The organism is Acinetobacter sp. BMW17 (assembly GCF_001592855.1).
GTDB lineage: Bacteria > Pseudomonadota > Gammaproteobacteria > Pseudomonadales > Moraxellaceae > Acinetobacter > Acinetobacter johnsonii.
Genome location: NZ_LSOD01000008.1, coordinates 1 through 16,274, shown reverse-complemented (window position 1 = coordinate 16,274; position 16,274 = coordinate 1). Strand labels below are relative to the sequence as shown.

Below are 16,274 nucleotides of genomic sequence, written 5' to 3'. Positions count from 1 at the left end.
ATTGCTCTTACTATAGCAAAACTGATTGCCCAGACTAAGGTTTGTTGACCATTTTCATCGAAAAAATCGCTTTATTTTCAAACATGATTTCTCCAGCTTTTCACAAATTTGCAATCAATCTTACGCAGACTAGGTTCGCGTTTAAAAACAACTTTAAAATGAGGAAAATAGAATGAAAGCCAAGGTACTTTTTCTAGCGATGGCGTTTGGGGGCAGTTGGGCACAGGTTCAGGCTGAACCCGCTGTTCAAGCGGGCGACACCTTAGAAAGTTTGTCACAGGTAAAGATCACCACCAGCACACATCCCAAAGCACAGGCCGAGCAACAAGTACAAGCCACTGCACCTATGGCTGAAGAAATGGTGTCGGTTGAAGAGATCGATCAACCTGAGCTGCCAGCAGAAGCGCAATAACATAAAAAAAGCGGGAAAATATTCCCGCTCTTTTCAACACCAATTCAGACGTACCGTATTCAATTAATCAAACAGTCGGTCAAAGAAAGACTTCTTCTTTGGTGATGATTTGTGATCATCTCCATCTAAAGTTTCTTGCAACTCTTTCAACAGTTCACGTTGACGTGCTGTTAAGTTGACTGGCGTTTCAATCACGATACGGCAGAGTAAGTCACCTTGCATACTGGTACGTACAGGTTTAACCCCTTTGCCACGTAAACGGAACATTTTACCCGTTTGTGTGCCTTCAGGAATTTTCAAACTCACACGACCTTCGAGTGTCGGGATTTCAATTTCTTTACCCAAAGCAGCATCGGCAATGCTCACAGGGACATCCATATACAGGTCTGCACCATCACGCTGGAAGATTTCGTGCTCACGCACCACCACTTCTACATACAAGTCGCCTGACTGACCATCACGAATCGCTTCGCCTTTACCCGTTAAACGAACGCGGTCACCGTTGTCGACGCCCGCAGGAATCGTCACTTCTAAGGTTTGTTGACGGTCTTTAACGCCTGAACCATGACAGGTATTACATGGGTTCTTAATGATCTTACCCTGACCGCGACAGGTGCTACAAGTCTGCTGTACAGAGAAGAAACCTTGCTGCATGCGAACCTGACCTGCACCATGACAAGTTTTACAGGTTTCAACATCATTCGGGTTTTTAGAGCCTTTACCGTCACAGGTTTCACACGGCGCTGGTGCGGTAAAAGTAATGGTTTTTTTCACCCCTCTTACTGCTTCTTCCAACGTCAGTTCCATCACATAACGTAAGTCAGAACCACGACGTGCACGCTGTTGACCACGACCACCGCCGCCACCAAATGCGCCACCGAAAATGTCACCGAATTGACTGAAAATGTCTTCTGCGCTGAAACCACCACCGAAGCCGCCTCCGCCGCCCATACCACCTTCAAAGGCTTGATGGCCCATACGGTCATACATGCTGCGCTTTTCGCTATCCGATAAAATTTCATAAGCTTCAGCCGCTTCTTTAAACTTCTCTTCAGCTTCAGCATTGTCAGGGTTGCGGTCCGGATGATATTTCATCGCCAACTTACGGTAGGCTTTTTTAATTTCATCATCACTAGCGGTTTTAGCAACACCTAAAACCTCATAATAATCACGTTTAGCCATGTCTGGCGATGCTCCTCACGGAATTTATTTAATACTCAACTGTGGTCTGAAATTGGGTTCAAACCAAGTTTTACAAGGGGGTGTTTGAAAAAAAATCAGTAGAATTAGAAAACTGCTTTATTTTTCAAAAATTTAGACAGGCCTTTAAACCATGCATTTAGAAGGAAGAGAAATGCAATACAGCTAAAAACCACACCTGCAACCGTGCATGCAGTCACCCACAATGCGCTGTCCCAAGTGAAGAAAATAAGAGGAATAAACCACAGTGCTGCAAATAAAGCCAAAATGCTATAAATCACAATATTGCGCATGACCCAGAGTGCTTGCGCTTGTAACCACACTTCGGCATGATCAATTTGCGTGACTTTTCGGGCATACCAATAGGAAAATGCGCCACTAATCACAGTAAACAAAGCCAAAAACATGAAGACATAAGAAATCGCGATAGAGCGGCGATACTTGGTTACATTGTCTTGCATCATGCGTTTAACCCCATTTGCCACATCGTTGGTTTTTTAATGTGTAGCAAAAAACTGCTTTATAAAAATGCCATAAATTTCAGGTGCTACTATATTGAAATTTTCAACGTTTCGCACCTGATATTGGCATAAATTTACAGCTTATGGCTAATTTTTTTTACTTTAAACCACTGCGCGTACAAGGCAGGTAAAAAGAACAGGGTTAATAGCGTCGCCACAATCAGTCCGCCCATGATCGCAACGGCCATAGGTCCAAAGAAAATACTTCTAGACAATGGGATCATCGCCAGAACAGCTGCCAATGCCGTCAGCACAATTGGACGACAACGTCGCACCGTCGCATCAATGATCGCATCCCATGATTCATGCCCCGCTTGAATGTCTTGCTCAATCTGATCAATTAAAATCAGTGAATTGCGCATGATCATGCCCGACAAGGCAATGGTGCCCAACATCGCAACAAAGCCAAAAGGTTTATTGAACAGTAACAGGAACAACACCACGCCAATCAAACCTAAAGGCGCGGTGAGCAAGACAATCGTGGCACGAGACATACTGCGCAGTTGAATCATCAGCAAAGTCATGACTACGGCCAAGAACAAAGGCATACCCGCTGCAACCGATTTACCCCCACGCGCAGACTCTTCCACTGTGCCGCCGACTTCAACCAAATAACCATTCGGCAGTTCCGCACGCAGCTGATTCATGTGCTCCGCCATTTCATCCACCACAGTGGCCGGTTGTAACTTGGTCCGAATATCTGCACGTACCGTAATAGTCGGTAGGCGGTTACGATGCCAAATCAAACCTTCTTCAAAGCTATAATCAATTTTTGCAATTTGTGCCAATGGTACTGTTCCGCCATTTGAGGTTGGAACGGCAAGGCTTGCCAATGATGCTACTTCAACCCGCTCGGCTTGATCGCCACGTAAACGGATTTCAATCAGCTCACGTTTCTCACGGTACTGGTTAATGGTGGCACCCGAAATTGAGCTGTTCAAGAAATTGGCCAAATCTAAACTCGATACCCCCATTTGGCGGGCACGGTCTTGGTCAATCTCTAAATTGATCATCTTGCTTGGTTCACCCCAGTCCAAATGCACATTGGTGGTGTTGGGGTTAACACTCAGCATCGCCGCGACTTTATCCGCCCAAGCACGCACTTGGGTCAAGTCTTCACCCGACACGCGATATTGAAGTGGATAACCGACAGGGGGGCCATTTTCAAGTAAAGAGACGCGAGTACGCACATCAGGCAATAACTGACGGATTTGGGTGTCTAAGGATTTACGAATTTCATTGCGATCATCCAGTGAAGAGGCCAAGACCACAAACTGAGCAAAGCTGGCTTGTGGTAGCTGCTGATCGAGCGGTAAATAAAAACGTGGCGAGCCTGTGCCCACATATGCCACATAATTATCAATGCCTTCTTGCTTCGACAGGAACTGTTCAACTTTTTTCACCGCATTTTCAGTTGCCGTTAAAGATGCACCTTCTTCAAGTTTTAAGTCGACCAAAATTTCGGCACGATTTGAAGGCGGGAAAAACTGCTGTGGTACTAACTTAAACATCAACACCGAGAGCACAAAAATAGCCACAGTCGTCGCAATGACCGTTTTGCGATAGGTCACACACAGATCGACCCAACGGCGAAAACCTTGATAGAACTTGGTTTGATAAGGATCGTGATGCTCACCTGTATGATGCACCATCGGCTGAGGTTCTGGCTGTTTGCGCGAACGTGCCCACAGACGGCTATACCACGGCGCTTTTTGAATCAGCTCTTTATTAAAATCGGGCAGGAGTTTGTCACCCAAATAAGGTACAAAAAGCACCGCTGCAAACCATGACACAATTAAGGCAATGGTCACCACTTGGAAAATAGAGCGAGTGTATTCACCTGTACTGGACGCTGCCGTGGCAATTGGTAAAAAGCCCGCAGCGGTAATCAAAGTTCCCGTCAACATAGGAAAGGCAGTGGTTCGCCATGCATGCCCTGCGGCTTGTAGTCGGCTGTAGCCTTGTTCCATTTTGATTGCCATCATTTCCACAGCAATAATGGCGTCATCGACCAAGAGGCCCAGCGCTAAAATCAGGGCACCCAAAGAAATTTTATGTAGACCGACATCAAAAATATTCATGCCTGCAAAGGTCATGGCCAAGACCAGTGGAATGGAGAATGCCACCACCAGTCCAGTCCGGAAACCCAGCGAGAAAAAGCTGACTAGCAGTACAATAATCACCGCTTCAGCCAAAACTTTCATGAACTCGTTGACACTACGCTTCACCGCAACAGGCTGATCTGAAACTTTTTTCAGCTCCATACCTAAAGGTAAGGTTTTTTGCAGCTTGGAAAACTCAGTTTCTAAGTTTTTACCCAAAGCCAAGATGTCGCCACCTTTACGCATCGACACTGCAATACCAATGCCATTTTCCCCCATAAAGCGCATTCGGGGTTGAGCAGGCTCACTAAAGCCACGATAGACGTCGGCAACATCGCTGAGCTGGATGGTTTTTCCATTCACCAATAAAGGCATGCGTTGCAGTTCTTCAACGCTCTTAATTTGCCCTGTGACTCGGAGTTGAATACGATCTGATTCTGTTTCAAAAAAACCTGCACTGGCCATGGTATTTTGCTGTTGCAGGGCTTGTTGCACCGCTGTCACAGGAATGCCTAGCTGTGCCGACTTGGTGTTGGAAATTTCAATCCAGATCTTTTGATCTTGCAGTCCAACCAAGTTGACCTTGGCGACATCTTTGACACGTTGCAGTTGTAACTGTAGACGGTCGGCATATTCTTTCATCACTGCATAATCAAAGTCTTTACCCGTCAGCACATAAATGTTGCCAAATGTATCGCCGAACTCATCATTAAAGAATGGTCCTTGTACCCCATTGGGCAGCTGATGTTTGATGTCTCCAACCTTTTTGCGTACGTCATACCACACATCAGGTATCTCACTGGAGCGCATGGCATCTCGTGCCACAAAAGTCACCATCGACTCGCCGGGTCTGGAGTAGGCCATAATGCGCTCATACTTACCCGTGGTCATCAGCTCTTTTTCAATACGGTCGGTCACCTGTTCAGACACCTCACGCGCCGTTGCACCCGGCCAATAGGTCTGTACCACCATCACTTTAAAGGTAAAAGGCGGGTCTTCGCTCTGTGCTAGTTTGGAATAAGACACCACACCCACGATGCCCAGCAACAACATCAAATAAAGGACCAAGCCCTTATTCTTTAAGGCCCATTCCGACAGGTTATAGTTCATGCTTAACCTCCTGTCGCAATCTTGACCGTTTTATTGTCACGGCTAATCGGTTGAATTTTTTGTTTTTCACGCAGTAAATGCACCCCACCCACCACGACATAGTCCGTTGGCTGTAAACCTGAACGAATGGTAACGCTGTCTCGACCATACTCCCCCACGCTGACAGGGACTTTACGAATGCTGTTATCAGCATTCACCACCCAGACATAGGCATTTTTACCTGCAGCGGAAACACTGGCTAACGGTACACTCAACACATTGCTTTCAGCTGAACTGAAAAACACCCGAGCACTCTGTCCCAGTTGAATCGTATTTTGTCCTTCACGCAAAGCCACTTTGACACTAAAAGTACGTGACTGATCTGCTGCAGGCGAAATTTCACGGACGTAGGCAGCAAAACGTTCATCGGGTTTGGACCACAAAGTGACGACTGCATCCTGTCCAACTTTAATCTGAGCAATGGCTTGTTCAGGCACACCAATCACCACCTCACGATCACCTGAAATGGCCAGTTGAAACGCGGGTTGCCCTGCTGAAATCACCTGTCCAATTTCAATATTTCGCTCGGTAATCACACCGTTTTTATTGGCAATCAGTTGGTTATAACTGGTTTGGTTTTGCGTAACGTTATAATTGGCTTGTGCTTGTTTCAAGCTCGACAGTGCGGCTTTATATTGATTTTCAACGCTGTCGTACTGTGAACGACTCACTGCATTACTCGGTAATAACTGTTTAAAGCGATTGAGTTCATCCTGCGCATTTTTTTCAGCCGCTTGGGCACTCTCCAACTGTGCTTTGACTGCATTTAATTGCAACTGGGCATCCTGTACATCTAAGCGTGCTAAAACTTGTCCGACTTTAACTTGGTCACCCACATCGACCAAACGCTCCGTGACTTGTCCCCCAACACGAAAAGACAGTGCCGTTTGTTGGCGGGCTTGCACTTCGCCTGCATAGCTTTTTTGTTCTAGATGCGTGGTATTCGGTTGGCTCACCATTACCAAAGGCACTGACTCTGGTTCGGTCGTGTCTTTGCTACATCCCCACAAGGTGATACTACACACCACCATCATACTTGCCACAAGGGTCTGAATTTTGCTCATGAAGTCTGCTCTTCTTCCATAACCACCAATTAATCAGGCACAATATCCAGACTTAACTTGGTTATTTTTTAATTAATATACTGTATAGTACACTAATTAAAGATATGCTCAGATGTAAATGACTTTTTGAACTTTTTTTTAGGAAAATGTGTGCAAGCTTCAGCAGGACGTCCCAAGGATTTAGAAAAACGGCAACGTATTTTGGAGGTGGCACGTCAGTTGTTTTTACAACATGGCTACCACGGCTCCAGCATGGATCATATTGCCAAGGAAGCACATGTCACCAAACTTACGGTGTATAACCATTTTCAGGACAAAGCCAATCTGTTCAGTTGTGCAATTGAGGAAACCTGTGAAAAGCTGATGCTGGGTCGTTCATTTCAATTGCAACGTGCCGAAGACTTTGTGCCCATGCTCGAACAGATCTGTGCGTTATCAATGCATATTATTAACCTGCCTGAGGCCATCAAGCTGGAGCACCTGCTCTTGCAGCTAGCCGCTGAACAAAACCCATTGCTAGAGAACTTCTATAAAGCCTCTCACCTCAAAATGCGGGCGATTTGGGAACAGTTCTTTGACCAAGCCCAAACCTTAGGCGTTCTTCAGTTTGAACAGGCCAACGAGGTCATCACCTTATTAATGTCTTTGCTGTTTGGATATCGTCACCAAGAAATGTTACTGGGGATGAATGAAGTGCCAAATGCCGAACAACGCGAGCAACTGATTCAAGAGGCTATGGCGGTTTTTTTATTAAAATACCCCTTACAAAAACCTTAAGACTCGGTTAATTAAATTTATATTTTTTATAATTAATTCAAATGCTTGAAATTAAAAACCCTCTTTCCTTTAAAACAATTTCTTGCCCTAAGTTGTTCATTTGATTCTAAATTCAGCAATTAATCCCCTACTTTTGTCTGCCCCTACTTGGATTGTCATCGAATCGGGGTATAGTCAAATTAAGAACAACGAGGGAATAATAATCATGATTCAACAAATTGATGCTCCACTACGTGAAGATGTCCGATTACTCGGCAACCTATTGGGTGAAACCCTCAAGGAGCATGCAGGACAAGATTTGTTTAATCAGGTCGAGCAAATTCGCGCATTGTCTAAAGGTGCTCGTGATGGTCAAGTCGAAGCTGAAAAACAGCTGGAACAATTGTTTTTTAGCCTTGAAGATGATGAAATTTTACCTCTGACGCGTGCTTTTACCCACTTTTTGAACTTTGCCAATATTGCAGAGCAATACCATGTGGTCCGTAGCCGTCGTCAAAGTGAATTTGATGAGACCGCACCCTCTCCAAATCCGCTCGACCATCTCTTTGCTAAATTTAAAAATAACGACATTTCAACCGATACGCTGTTCCAGCAAATCTGTGATTTAAATATTGAACTGGTTCTGACTGCTCACCCCACTGAAGTCAGCCGTCGTACTCTGATCCAAAAATATGATGGTATCAACGATGCCTTATTTAAAATGGATCAGCAAAAACTAACCCCTCGTGAACGCCAAACAGTCCTTGAAGATTTAAAACAACTGATCTGTTCGGCGTGGCAGACCGATGAAATTCGTCAACACCGTCCAACCCCAGTCGATGAAGCAAAATGGGGCTTTACTACTATTGAGCAAACCTTATGGAATGCCGTGCCGAAGTTCATGCGTGAACTAGACGACATGGTGATTGAGCACTGTGGGCAACGTCTGCCTTTACATGTGGCACCTGTACGTTTCGCTTCATGGATGGGTGGTGACCGTGACGGCAACCCGAATGTGACACACAACATTACTCAAGAAGTCCTGTGGCTATCGCGTTGGAAAGCGGCTGATCTTTACTTACGTGACATTGAAGACTTGCGTTGGGAACTGTCGATTCAAAGCTGTAGCGATGAACTGCGTCAAGCCTTGGGTCAAGACCATCCTGAACCCTACCGCGAATATTTACGCGATACCCGCGAACGTTTAAAAGCTACACGCCATTGGCTCGCAGAAAAACTGCGCGGTGCCGATGCCGATGATAGCTTGGTGATTAAAGCCAAAGAGGAACTGCTACAGCCTTTACTGCTGTGTTATCGTTCTTTAATTGCCAGCAACCTGCCTGAAATTGCCAATGGGAAACTGCTGGACTTTATCCATCGGGTGAACTGTTTCGGGATTGAACTGCTAAAACTGGATATTCGTCAAGAGTCAGGCCGTCATCGCCAAGCAATTTCGGCCATTACTGAATATTTGGGTCTGGGTAATTTTGAAACGTGGACCGAACAAGCGCGTCAAAACTTCTTATTGCAAGAGCTACAAAGCAAACGTCCACTGTTGCCGAAGCATTTAAATGAACCTGCGCAAAGTTTAATTGAACAACCTGAAGTGCAAGAAGTGTTTGCCACCATGCGTACTTTGGCAGCGCAGCCTCAAGAAAGTTTAGGTGCCTACATTATTTCGATGGCTGAATATCCAAGTGATGTGCTGGCGGTACTGCTTTTGCAAAAAGAAGCAGGCATCCAACATCCACTACGTGTGGTGCCATTGTTTGAAACATTGAAAGACTTAGATGGCGCCGCAGCCACCATGAATACCCTATTCAATATGCATTGGTATAAACAGCATATTCAGGGCAAACATGAAGTCATGATTGGCTATTCTGACTCGGCAAAAGATGCAGGTTTTATGTCAGCCAATTGGGCACAGTACCGTGCGCAAGAAGAATTAACCGCGATTGCGAAAACGCATGGCATACAACTCACACTATTTCATGGTCGTGGCGGTTCCATCAGCCGTGGGGGTGCGCCAACGCAACAAGCCCTGTTTTCACAGCCACCCGGTTCGATTTCAGGTGCAATTCGAGTCACTGAACAAGGTGAAATGATTCGCTTCAAGTTTGGCTTAGAAGGCATTGCGCTGCAAAACTTAGAGATTTATACCGCTGCCACTTTAGAAGCCACTTTACTGCCACCGCCCGTCCCAAAACCTGAGTGGCGCGAGTTAATGCACAGCATGACCGATTTGTCGGTACAGGTGTATCGTCAAACCGTGCGAGAAAACCCGCACTTCGTAAAGTACTTACGTACAGTCACGCCAGAGCTTGAACTGCAAATGTTACCACTTGGCTCACGCCCAGCAAAACGTAAAGTCACTGGCGGCATTGAGTCCTTACGTGCCATTCCTTGGGTATTTGCGTGGACCCAGATTCGTTTGATGCTACCCGCTTGGTTGGGTACAGGCGCAGCAATTAACCAAGTGATTGATCAAGGACATAAAACCACCTTAGATGAAATGCTGGTGGCTTGGCCATATTTCCAAACCCTGATTGATATGTTGGAAATGGTGCTCTCAAAGTCTGATGCTCATGTGGCGCTGTATTATGAGTCGCACCTGACCGATGATGAAGACTTGAAAGTGCTCGGTGAACATCTACGTCAGCGCTTAAAGTATGCGGTGCAAACCCTATTGGCACTTAAAGGTGAGTCTAAACTCCTCAGCAGTAACGAAGTTTTAGATCAGTCGATGAGAGTACGCAAACCGTATTTATTGCCCCTGCATTTACTCCAAGCAGAGTTAATGAAACGTCGCCGCCGTTACCTAGAAGAGCGTCAGGAAACAAATACACCTGTAGATCATGCACTTATGGTAAGTATCGCCGGCATTGCAGCGGGTCTTCGTAACACAGGATAAAGTTTTAAGCCCGCTCCATTTAAAGCACATCACTATGATGTGCTTTTTTATTGAACGCATGGTCAAACCTTTTATAATTTTTTTATCAATCCAATCATAAATATTTATGAATGTGCGATTGGCTAAATTTACCAATTAAACCTTGATTTATCATTATTTTTAAAAATATAAAGTTTTACCATGCGGTAAAAAGTTCTGAAAAGTCATAAGATTAGTTTTAACAATTTTTTGTATCACTGATTAAATCTTCTAAAAAACAAGAGTATGATGTGCACAATTTATCTTTAGAGTGCTCAAAAAATGTCCAATTGGTTTCCCAAATGGCGCCCGTACGAAGGCAATATCGATGCACGTCCTGTTGGCACAAGTGAATACCTCCCTGCTTCACAAAGTGCAATTTTAGGTGTGCAGCATGCCTTTGCCATGTTTGGAGCAACGGTTCTTGCACCTTTCTTGATGGGCTTCGATCCCAACCTTGCTATTTTAATGTCCGGGATTTGTACCATCTTGTTCTTTATTATGACGGGTGGACGTGTTCCGAGCTATTTAGGTTCAAGTTTTGCCTTTATTGGGGTCGTGATTGCAGCAACGGGCTATACCGCATCGGGCACAGGAGCACTCAATCCAAACTTAGCTATGGCGGGCGGCGGTATTATTGCCTGCGGCGTGCTCTATACTTTGTTTGGTTTTATGGTCATGGCAACGGGCACTAAGTGGATTGAAAAACTGATGCCGCCTGTGGTGACAGGTGCTGTGGTGATGATTATTGGTCTCAACCTTGCCCCAGTGACGGTCAAAGGCGTTGCGGGCAATTCCTTTAATATGTGGATGGCGCTGGTTACCGTGTTATGTATGGGCTCAATTGCAGTCTTTACCCGAGGTTTATTGCAACGTCTCTTATTATTAATTGGTTTGTTACTGTCTTACTTGGTCTATTTCATCGTGACCAATGTTATGGGCTATGGCACAGCGATTAATTTTGCCCCGATTCAACAAGCCGCTTGGTTTGGTTTACCAACTTTTCATGCGCCTGAATTTAATGCCAATGCCATGATGATCATTGCACCGATCGCGTTAATTTTGGTAGCAGAAAACCTCGGTCACATCAAAGCCGTGAGTGCAATGACTGGTGAAAATCTGGATCCGCACATTGGTAAAGCGTTTGTTGCCGACGGTGTCGCTACGACATTAGCGGGTGGTGTCGGCGCACCAGGCATGACCACCTATGGTGAAAACATTGGGGTCATGGCAGTCACACGAGTTTACTCGACCATCATTTTTGCCATCGCAGGTGTGTTTGCCATTTTCTTAGGTCTATCTCCGAAGTTTGGTGCCATCATCCATACCATTCCGACCGCGATTTTAACCGGTGCGTCAATTGTGGTGTTTGGTTTGATTACCATCGCAGGTGCAAAAATCTGGATTGAAAACAAAGTCGATTTTTCACAGAACAAAAACCTGATGGTCGCTGCAGTCACCATCATTTTAGGTACAGGTGATTTTGCCTTACAAATTGGCAACTTTAACTTGGGTGGTATTGGTACTGCTACGTTTGCAGCGTTGTTCTTAAACTGGTTCTTCAGCTTAGGACAAAAAGATTAATCTGCCTGATATTTTGATTATCCATTTTGATCGCAGCCTTCGGGCTGCTTTTTTTGGTCGAATACTCTGGCTCCGATTACACACGCTGCTACGCTAAAGGATGTCTCAAAACGCAAAAAGGACTAAGATAAAGCAACATTTTTCGCTTTGACCCTGCCATGCGCCTTGATTTTTTTGATCTGCAATTGTTTATCAATATCCTGAGTACAGGCAGTCTGACCAAAGGTGCAGAACGTTCCGCCATTTCTTTACAGGCCGCCAGTGAGCGGATTAAAAAATTAGAACAGCATTTTGAAGTCAGTTTATTTACCCGCCATGCAACTGGGGTAAAAGCGACCCTTGCTGGACAAACCTTTGCGGAACATGCGCAGCACTTACTGCAACAACAGCAGCAATTACAACAGGCCATGTTGCCCTTTGCCCACAGTGCAACGAGCAACATTATATTGTGGTGCAACTCATCGGCACAGAGTGAGTACTTACCGCACTTGCTGCCGCAGTATTTGATGGAAAATCCGAAGATTCATATTGAATTGAAAGAAGCCGAAACCAATGACATCATTCAGGCCCTCAGCACAGGCACGGCACAGTTAGGACTGATCTCCGGTTTTTTTGATGCAGGGCAGCTTGAAACCCAAGAGTTTGCTGAAGACCCGTTGGTACTGATCTGCCCAAGCCAGCATCCACTTGCCACTGCGGCTCAACTAGAACTGGGTGAATTATTGCAACATCCGTTTGTGGGCCTCATGCAATATCACTCCTTACAACAGTCAATAGAAGCGCAAGCCAAACGCTTAGGCTGTGACATCCACTATCGTCTACGGGTGCCGAACTTTGCTGCAATCGCCCAAGTCGTTGCCAATGGCGTCGGCATTGCGATTATTCCCAAACGGGCAGCACTGCGTTTAAAAGCACAGTATGATTTTCAGCAAATTGAACTCTTAGGCAAATGGGCAAACCGTAAGTTGCTGTTAGCCGCACAGTGTTTTGATCAGCTCCCCGCAGATTACCAACGCTTTAGTCAATTCCTCTTGAGCCAACATGACCAACTCATTGCGCATTAAAGCCAGCCCAGTTGATGTAAAACCATATAACTGCCAAATAGCACTAGGCCCACAAAGAACACCTTACGAAAGGCTTGTTCAGGGATGCGGTAGCGAATTTTAGTGCCCAACCACATTCCGAGCAATGCAGGAAGCAGAGCGATCAACGACAGTTGATAGTCAATGGGAGTGTCTTCAACAGGATTTAGATGTAAATACACAGCAAGACATAAAGTTGAAACGGTAAAGGCAAGGCCGAGCGATTGTACCAAATCATCCCGTTTCAAATGCAAGGACTGCAAATATGGAACCACGGGAATCACCACCACCCCTGTCGCCACCGTCAAAGCACCGCCCAAATATCCCATGATTGGTGATAAATATTTTTCATACGGGGCTAAGTTGGGCATGTTTTTAGCAAACAAACCATATAGACCATAAATGGCCAGCATCCCGCCCAACAGCGCTTCACTTTGAAATTCGCCATGTCCAAGTGTAGGAAAAACACTCCAAACTGAACCAATGATCATGCCCACCAGCAACGGCCAAAAGCGTTGTACCAGTCGCAGTACACGCCCTTCTGCAAACAATTGCCAAAAGTTCGTGACCATTGAAGGGATAATCAGCAAAGTTGCCGCTTGAAATGGACTAATCACCAAAGATAAAAGTCCCATCGACACGGCGGGCAAACCCAGACCAATGGTACCCTTAATCATGCCTGCGACAGCAAAAACAAAAATAACAAAAGCAAGCATGACGCTTCTCTCTAAACACTTAGCGCCATGCTATAAAATTTAAATCTGTGCTCATATCACTGTTTTTAGAAGTAAGCCTCAACCAAAGATTGAGGCTTACTGGAAAGAATGGTCTGGACTCAACTGTTATTGAATCCAGATGTGATGCAGTGCAATTCTGCTTAGTATTTGAAATTTAGGCTGAAGCGGAAAGTACGTGGATCGCCCCAATTGACCAATTGCGCATTTGGCGTGGTGCCGACTAGATACTCTTTATCAAACAGGTTTTTTACACTGAACTTTGCGCCCCAATTTTTAGCTTCATAGCCAGCACTGACGTCATAGAGCGTATAGCTCGATAGCGGTACATAAGAAGTCCCACGTTGTGCTGTACGCTCGCCTTGATAATTCGCACTGGCACCAATATTCCAGCCCAGTTGCTCATCCGCAAAGAAGTATTGGGTTGATAAAGAGGCGGCATTTTTAGGCACATGGTTAATCCGCTTACCAATATCACTTGTGGTCGTACTTTCTGTCGTTTCCGCAGTAGGAATATAACTATAGGTTGCAGTCAGGTTCCATTGATCCGTCAATGCAGCGGATAATTCCGTTTCAAAACCTTTGGTTTTTTGTTCACCGATTTGCACAGAATAACCGAGGGTAGAATCCGACTCAGTCACGTTCTGACGGGTTAAATCATAATAAGCCACATAACCTTGCAGCCGTTGATTCAGCCCTTGGAACTTAACCCCAACCTCAAACTGCTCTCCCTCTTCAGGGTCCAACAGTGTTCCGCCAGCGCCAGTGTCGCTCACAGGAAAGAATGAGGTTGCATAACTCACATAGGGAGCAAACTTATCATTGATTTGATACATCAAGGATGCATTACCTGTGAAAGCATTGTCCGAGTTTTTCAGCGTCGTATCATTGAAAAGGTCATCGACTTCGACCTGTGTCCAGTCATGACGACCCGATAAGCCCAAGATCCAATGATCATCAATTTTAAAATTATTACGCAGATATACGCCCATATATTGGGTATCTGTAATTTGATGCGATTTGGTCGTGGTCGCCTTTGCGATAGGGGTATAGATCGGATTATTGGCATTAAAGGATGACAAGCTGTTACTACGGCGCTCATAGTCACTGCGTTCATGCATCATGTCCAAACCAACCATCAAATCATATTGGGTTTTGCCCCAATCAAAATGACGTGACAAATTATGATCCAGCGCAAAATTCACATCGTCTTTAATCTGTCTTTCCACCGTCCGTTTGATGGTCGGTAAAGTGTTATTACTCCCCGCCAATACAGGATTGTTATCTGCATCGGTTTTGGTGACCGCAAAATTTTGTTTAAAGGTCCAGCCATTATCAAAATAATGCGCATAGTTCGAACCTAAGCGCAAAACATCAACCGTATTGCTTAGATTCGGCGCGCCAAAAAATAAGATCTGTGAATATTTTTTATAAGCGCCATTACTATAGGGAATCCCCTGCTGGCGAATAAAATCCCGATGCTGATAGCTGGCAATTACAGACAGTTCGTCTTTTTCACCTAAGTCAAAATTATAAGACGGTGCAATATAATAATTTTTATCTCTGTACACGACAAATTTCACAGAACCCTTATCCTATCAGGATTCTGCTTTCTTAAAATTGCCAAAATTTCCTTAAACTCTTCTTTTTTCCCAAAACCAATTAAACGCTGAATCGCCATTTGAACATAGTCTAAACCATAGCGAAATAAACTCATTGAGAGTCGTCCATGCTTCTTTATTTTTATCGCTTTTTTTTGATTATGTTGCCATTCACCCGTTAAGTAACACCAACAGAAGCTTATAGCTAACACCGCAATCAATTTTTTCACTCGTCTAGGGTCTGTCAAGCGCGTATTTTCAAGATTAAACCCGCGTCCTTTGAGACAACTGAATAAGGTTTCAATTTCCCAGCGTAATGCATAATCCTGAATAGCATTGGCATTAAACTGAGGAGAAACGACGAGTAAAAGCTCTCCATTTTCTAACTGTAGTGCACTTATATATAGTTTCACCCGACCAACCAAAATCCGTCGTTTACGACATTCAATTTGACCAACTTTAAGATGGCGAAATAAATCACTAATTTTATGATTCTTTCCTAAATGATTGGTGACAATGAAGTTTTTTTAACACGAATGCAGAAGTTGATGTCTTGTTCAATTAACCATGTAAACCACTGCTCACCGATAAACTCTCTGTCTGCGAACACATTCACAATACGGTCTTTACCAAAAATGGCTATAAAGCGTTGAATCAAAGCAATACGCTCTTTCGTATCTGAATTTCCACGTTTATTAAGCAATGTCCAAAGGATAGGTATCGCTATTCCACGATAAACGATTGCGAGCATCAGGATATTAATATTTCGTTTTCCCCATTTCCAATTGGTTCTATCTAAAGTCAGTTGCACTTGGTCGAATGAAAACATATTGAAAATCAACTGAGAAATTTGACGATAATCAAAATACTGACCTGCAAAGAAGCGCTGCATACGTCGATAAAATGATTGTGGTAAACACTTGATGGGCAAGGCTTTAGATGCAGAAGAAAGATTACATGTTTGCTTTAAAATAATCACAAGCATGATGAGCGCAAAGCACTTTAAATGTGACTTGTTCCATTTTAGAGATTTGTTTAAGATAAGATATAACTCATTGAGATGTGTCATAGTATTCGTCGTTAGAAAACAATTATTGTGACATTATTTCAATGAGTTATCTATTTTTGTCGTGTACAGAG

General features: G+C 44.4%; 11 protein-coding genes and 1 pseudogene. 5 read left to right on the top strand and 7 right to left on the bottom strand.

What is annotated here, in order from left to right; translation table 11 throughout:
• Positions 1 to 172 precede the first annotated feature (172 nt).
• The gene (locus AXW61_RS01810; protein ID WP_062031804.1) at positions 173 to 412 is read left to right on the top strand and encodes a hypothetical protein; all 240 of its coding nucleotides are present in this window, start codon (positions 173 to 175) and stop codon (positions 410 to 412) included.
• Positions 413 to 475: 63 nt separating this feature from the next.
• Here AXW61_RS01810 and dnaJ read toward each other — a convergent pair whose 3' ends face one another.
• From dnaJ to AXW61_RS01790, 4 genes are all read right to left on the bottom strand, one after another.
• Positions 476 to 1,594: a molecular chaperone DnaJ gene (dnaJ, locus tag AXW61_RS01805; RefSeq protein ID WP_004978425.1), complete on the bottom strand. Its 1,119-nt coding sequence runs from the start codon at positions 1,592 to 1,594 to the stop codon at positions 476 to 478.
• A 104-nt stretch (positions 1,595 to 1,698) separates the two neighbouring features.
• Complete coding sequence (locus AXW61_RS01800) at positions 1,699 to 2,076, bottom strand: hypothetical protein (protein ID WP_004978426.1); 378 nt, start codon at positions 2,074 to 2,076, stop codon at positions 1,699 to 1,701.
• 131 nt (positions 2,077 to 2,207) lie between these two features.
• Positions 2,208 to 5,345 (bottom strand): efflux RND transporter permease subunit, encoded by a 3,138-nt coding sequence (locus AXW61_RS01795; RefSeq protein WP_062031801.1) that lies wholly within the window; start codon positions 5,343 to 5,345, stop codon positions 2,208 to 2,210.
• A 2-nt stretch (positions 5,346 to 5,347) separates the two neighbouring features.
• Positions 5,348 to 6,448: an efflux RND transporter periplasmic adaptor subunit gene (locus AXW61_RS01790; protein WP_062031800.1), complete on the bottom strand. Its 1,101-nt coding sequence runs from the start codon at positions 6,446 to 6,448 to the stop codon at positions 5,348 to 5,350.
• Positions 6,449 to 6,598: 150 nt separating this feature from the next.
• Between AXW61_RS01790 and AXW61_RS01785 the strand changes: the two genes are divergently transcribed.
• The 4 genes from AXW61_RS01785 (at position 6,599) to AXW61_RS01770 (ending at position 12,781) form a co-directional block, all read left to right on the top strand.
• Positions 6,599 to 7,225 carry a TetR/AcrR family transcriptional regulator gene (locus tag AXW61_RS01785; protein ID WP_062031797.1) on the top strand — a complete coding sequence of 209 codons (627 nt, stop codon included), beginning with the start codon at positions 6,599 to 6,601 and terminating at the stop codon, positions 7,223 to 7,225.
• Positions 7,226 to 7,430: 205 nt separating this feature from the next.
• Positions 7,431 to 10,115: a phosphoenolpyruvate carboxylase gene (gene ppc / locus AXW61_RS01780; RefSeq protein ID WP_062031792.1), complete on the top strand. Its 2,685-nt coding sequence runs from the start codon at positions 7,431 to 7,433 to the stop codon at positions 10,113 to 10,115.
• Positions 10,116 to 10,415: 300 nt separating this feature from the next.
• Positions 10,416 to 11,717, top strand: coding sequence for a solute carrier family 23 protein (locus AXW61_RS01775; protein WP_058951473.1), 1,302 nt, complete (start codon positions 10,416 to 10,418; stop codon positions 11,715 to 11,717).
• A gap of 158 nt (positions 11,718 to 11,875) precedes the next feature.
• Positions 11,876 to 12,781, top strand: coding sequence for a LysR family transcriptional regulator (locus AXW61_RS01770; protein WP_062031790.1), 906 nt, complete (start codon positions 11,876 to 11,878; stop codon positions 12,779 to 12,781).
• Here the strand turns inward: AXW61_RS01770 and AXW61_RS01765 are convergent.
• From AXW61_RS01765 to AXW61_RS17050, 3 genes and pseudogenes are all read right to left on the bottom strand, one after another.
• The gene (locus AXW61_RS01765; RefSeq protein ID WP_062031789.1) at positions 12,778 to 13,515 is read right to left on the bottom strand and encodes a sulfite exporter TauE/SafE family protein; all 738 of its coding nucleotides are present in this window, start codon (positions 13,513 to 13,515) and stop codon (positions 12,778 to 12,780) included. The genes AXW61_RS01770 and AXW61_RS01765 overlap by 4 nt on opposite strands.
• A 161-nt stretch (positions 13,516 to 13,676) precedes the next feature.
• A pseudogene (locus tag AXW61_RS01760) lies at positions 13,677 to 15,092 on the bottom strand (TonB-dependent receptor); the annotation flags it as partial.
• Positions 15,093 to 15,112: 20 nt separating this feature from the next.
• Positions 15,113 to 16,203, bottom strand: a protein-coding gene (locus tag AXW61_RS17050) for an IS4-like element ISAba1 family transposase (protein WP_085940648.1) whose coding sequence is annotated in 2 segments (ribosomal slippage) — positions 15,113 to 15,663 and positions 15,663 to 16,203 — 1,092 coding nt in all. Because the reading frame shifts where the segments join, the coding sequence is not laid out codon by codon here.
• Positions 16,204 to 16,274: the final 71 nt, after the last annotated feature.

What these genes read in the sequence shown, in the direction of transcription:
- AXW61_RS01790 (WP_062031800.1), bottom strand. Translation starts at nt 6,448, where the DNA reads ATGAGCAAAATTCAGACCCTTGTGGCAAGTATGATGGTGGTGTGTAGT.
- AXW61_RS01810 (WP_062031804.1), top strand. Translation starts at nt 173, where the DNA reads ATGAAAGCCAAGGTACTTTTTCTAGCGATGGCGTTTGGGGGCAGTTGG.
- AXW61_RS01775 (WP_058951473.1), top strand. Translation starts at nt 10,416, where the DNA reads ATGTCCAATTGGTTTCCCAAATGGCGCCCGTACGAAGGCAATATCGAT.
- AXW61_RS01800 (WP_004978426.1), bottom strand. Translation starts at nt 2,076, where the DNA reads ATGATGCAAGACAATGTAACCAAGTATCGCCGCTCTATCGCGATTTCT.
- AXW61_RS01765 (WP_062031789.1), bottom strand. Translation starts at nt 13,515, where the DNA reads ATGCTTGCTTTTGTTATTTTTGTTTTTGCTGTCGCAGGCATGATTAAG.
- AXW61_RS01795 (WP_062031801.1), bottom strand. Translation starts at nt 5,345, where the DNA reads ATGAACTATAACCTGTCGGAATGGGCCTTAAAGAATAAGGGCTTGGTC.
- ppc (WP_062031792.1), top strand. Translation starts at nt 7,431, where the DNA reads ATGATTCAACAAATTGATGCTCCACTACGTGAAGATGTCCGATTACTC.
- dnaJ (WP_004978425.1), bottom strand. Translation starts at nt 1,594, where the DNA reads ATGGCTAAACGTGATTATTATGAGGTTTTAGGTGTTGCTAAAACCGCT.
- AXW61_RS01770 (WP_062031790.1), top strand. Translation starts at nt 11,876, where the DNA reads ATGCGCCTTGATTTTTTTGATCTGCAATTGTTTATCAATATCCTGAGT.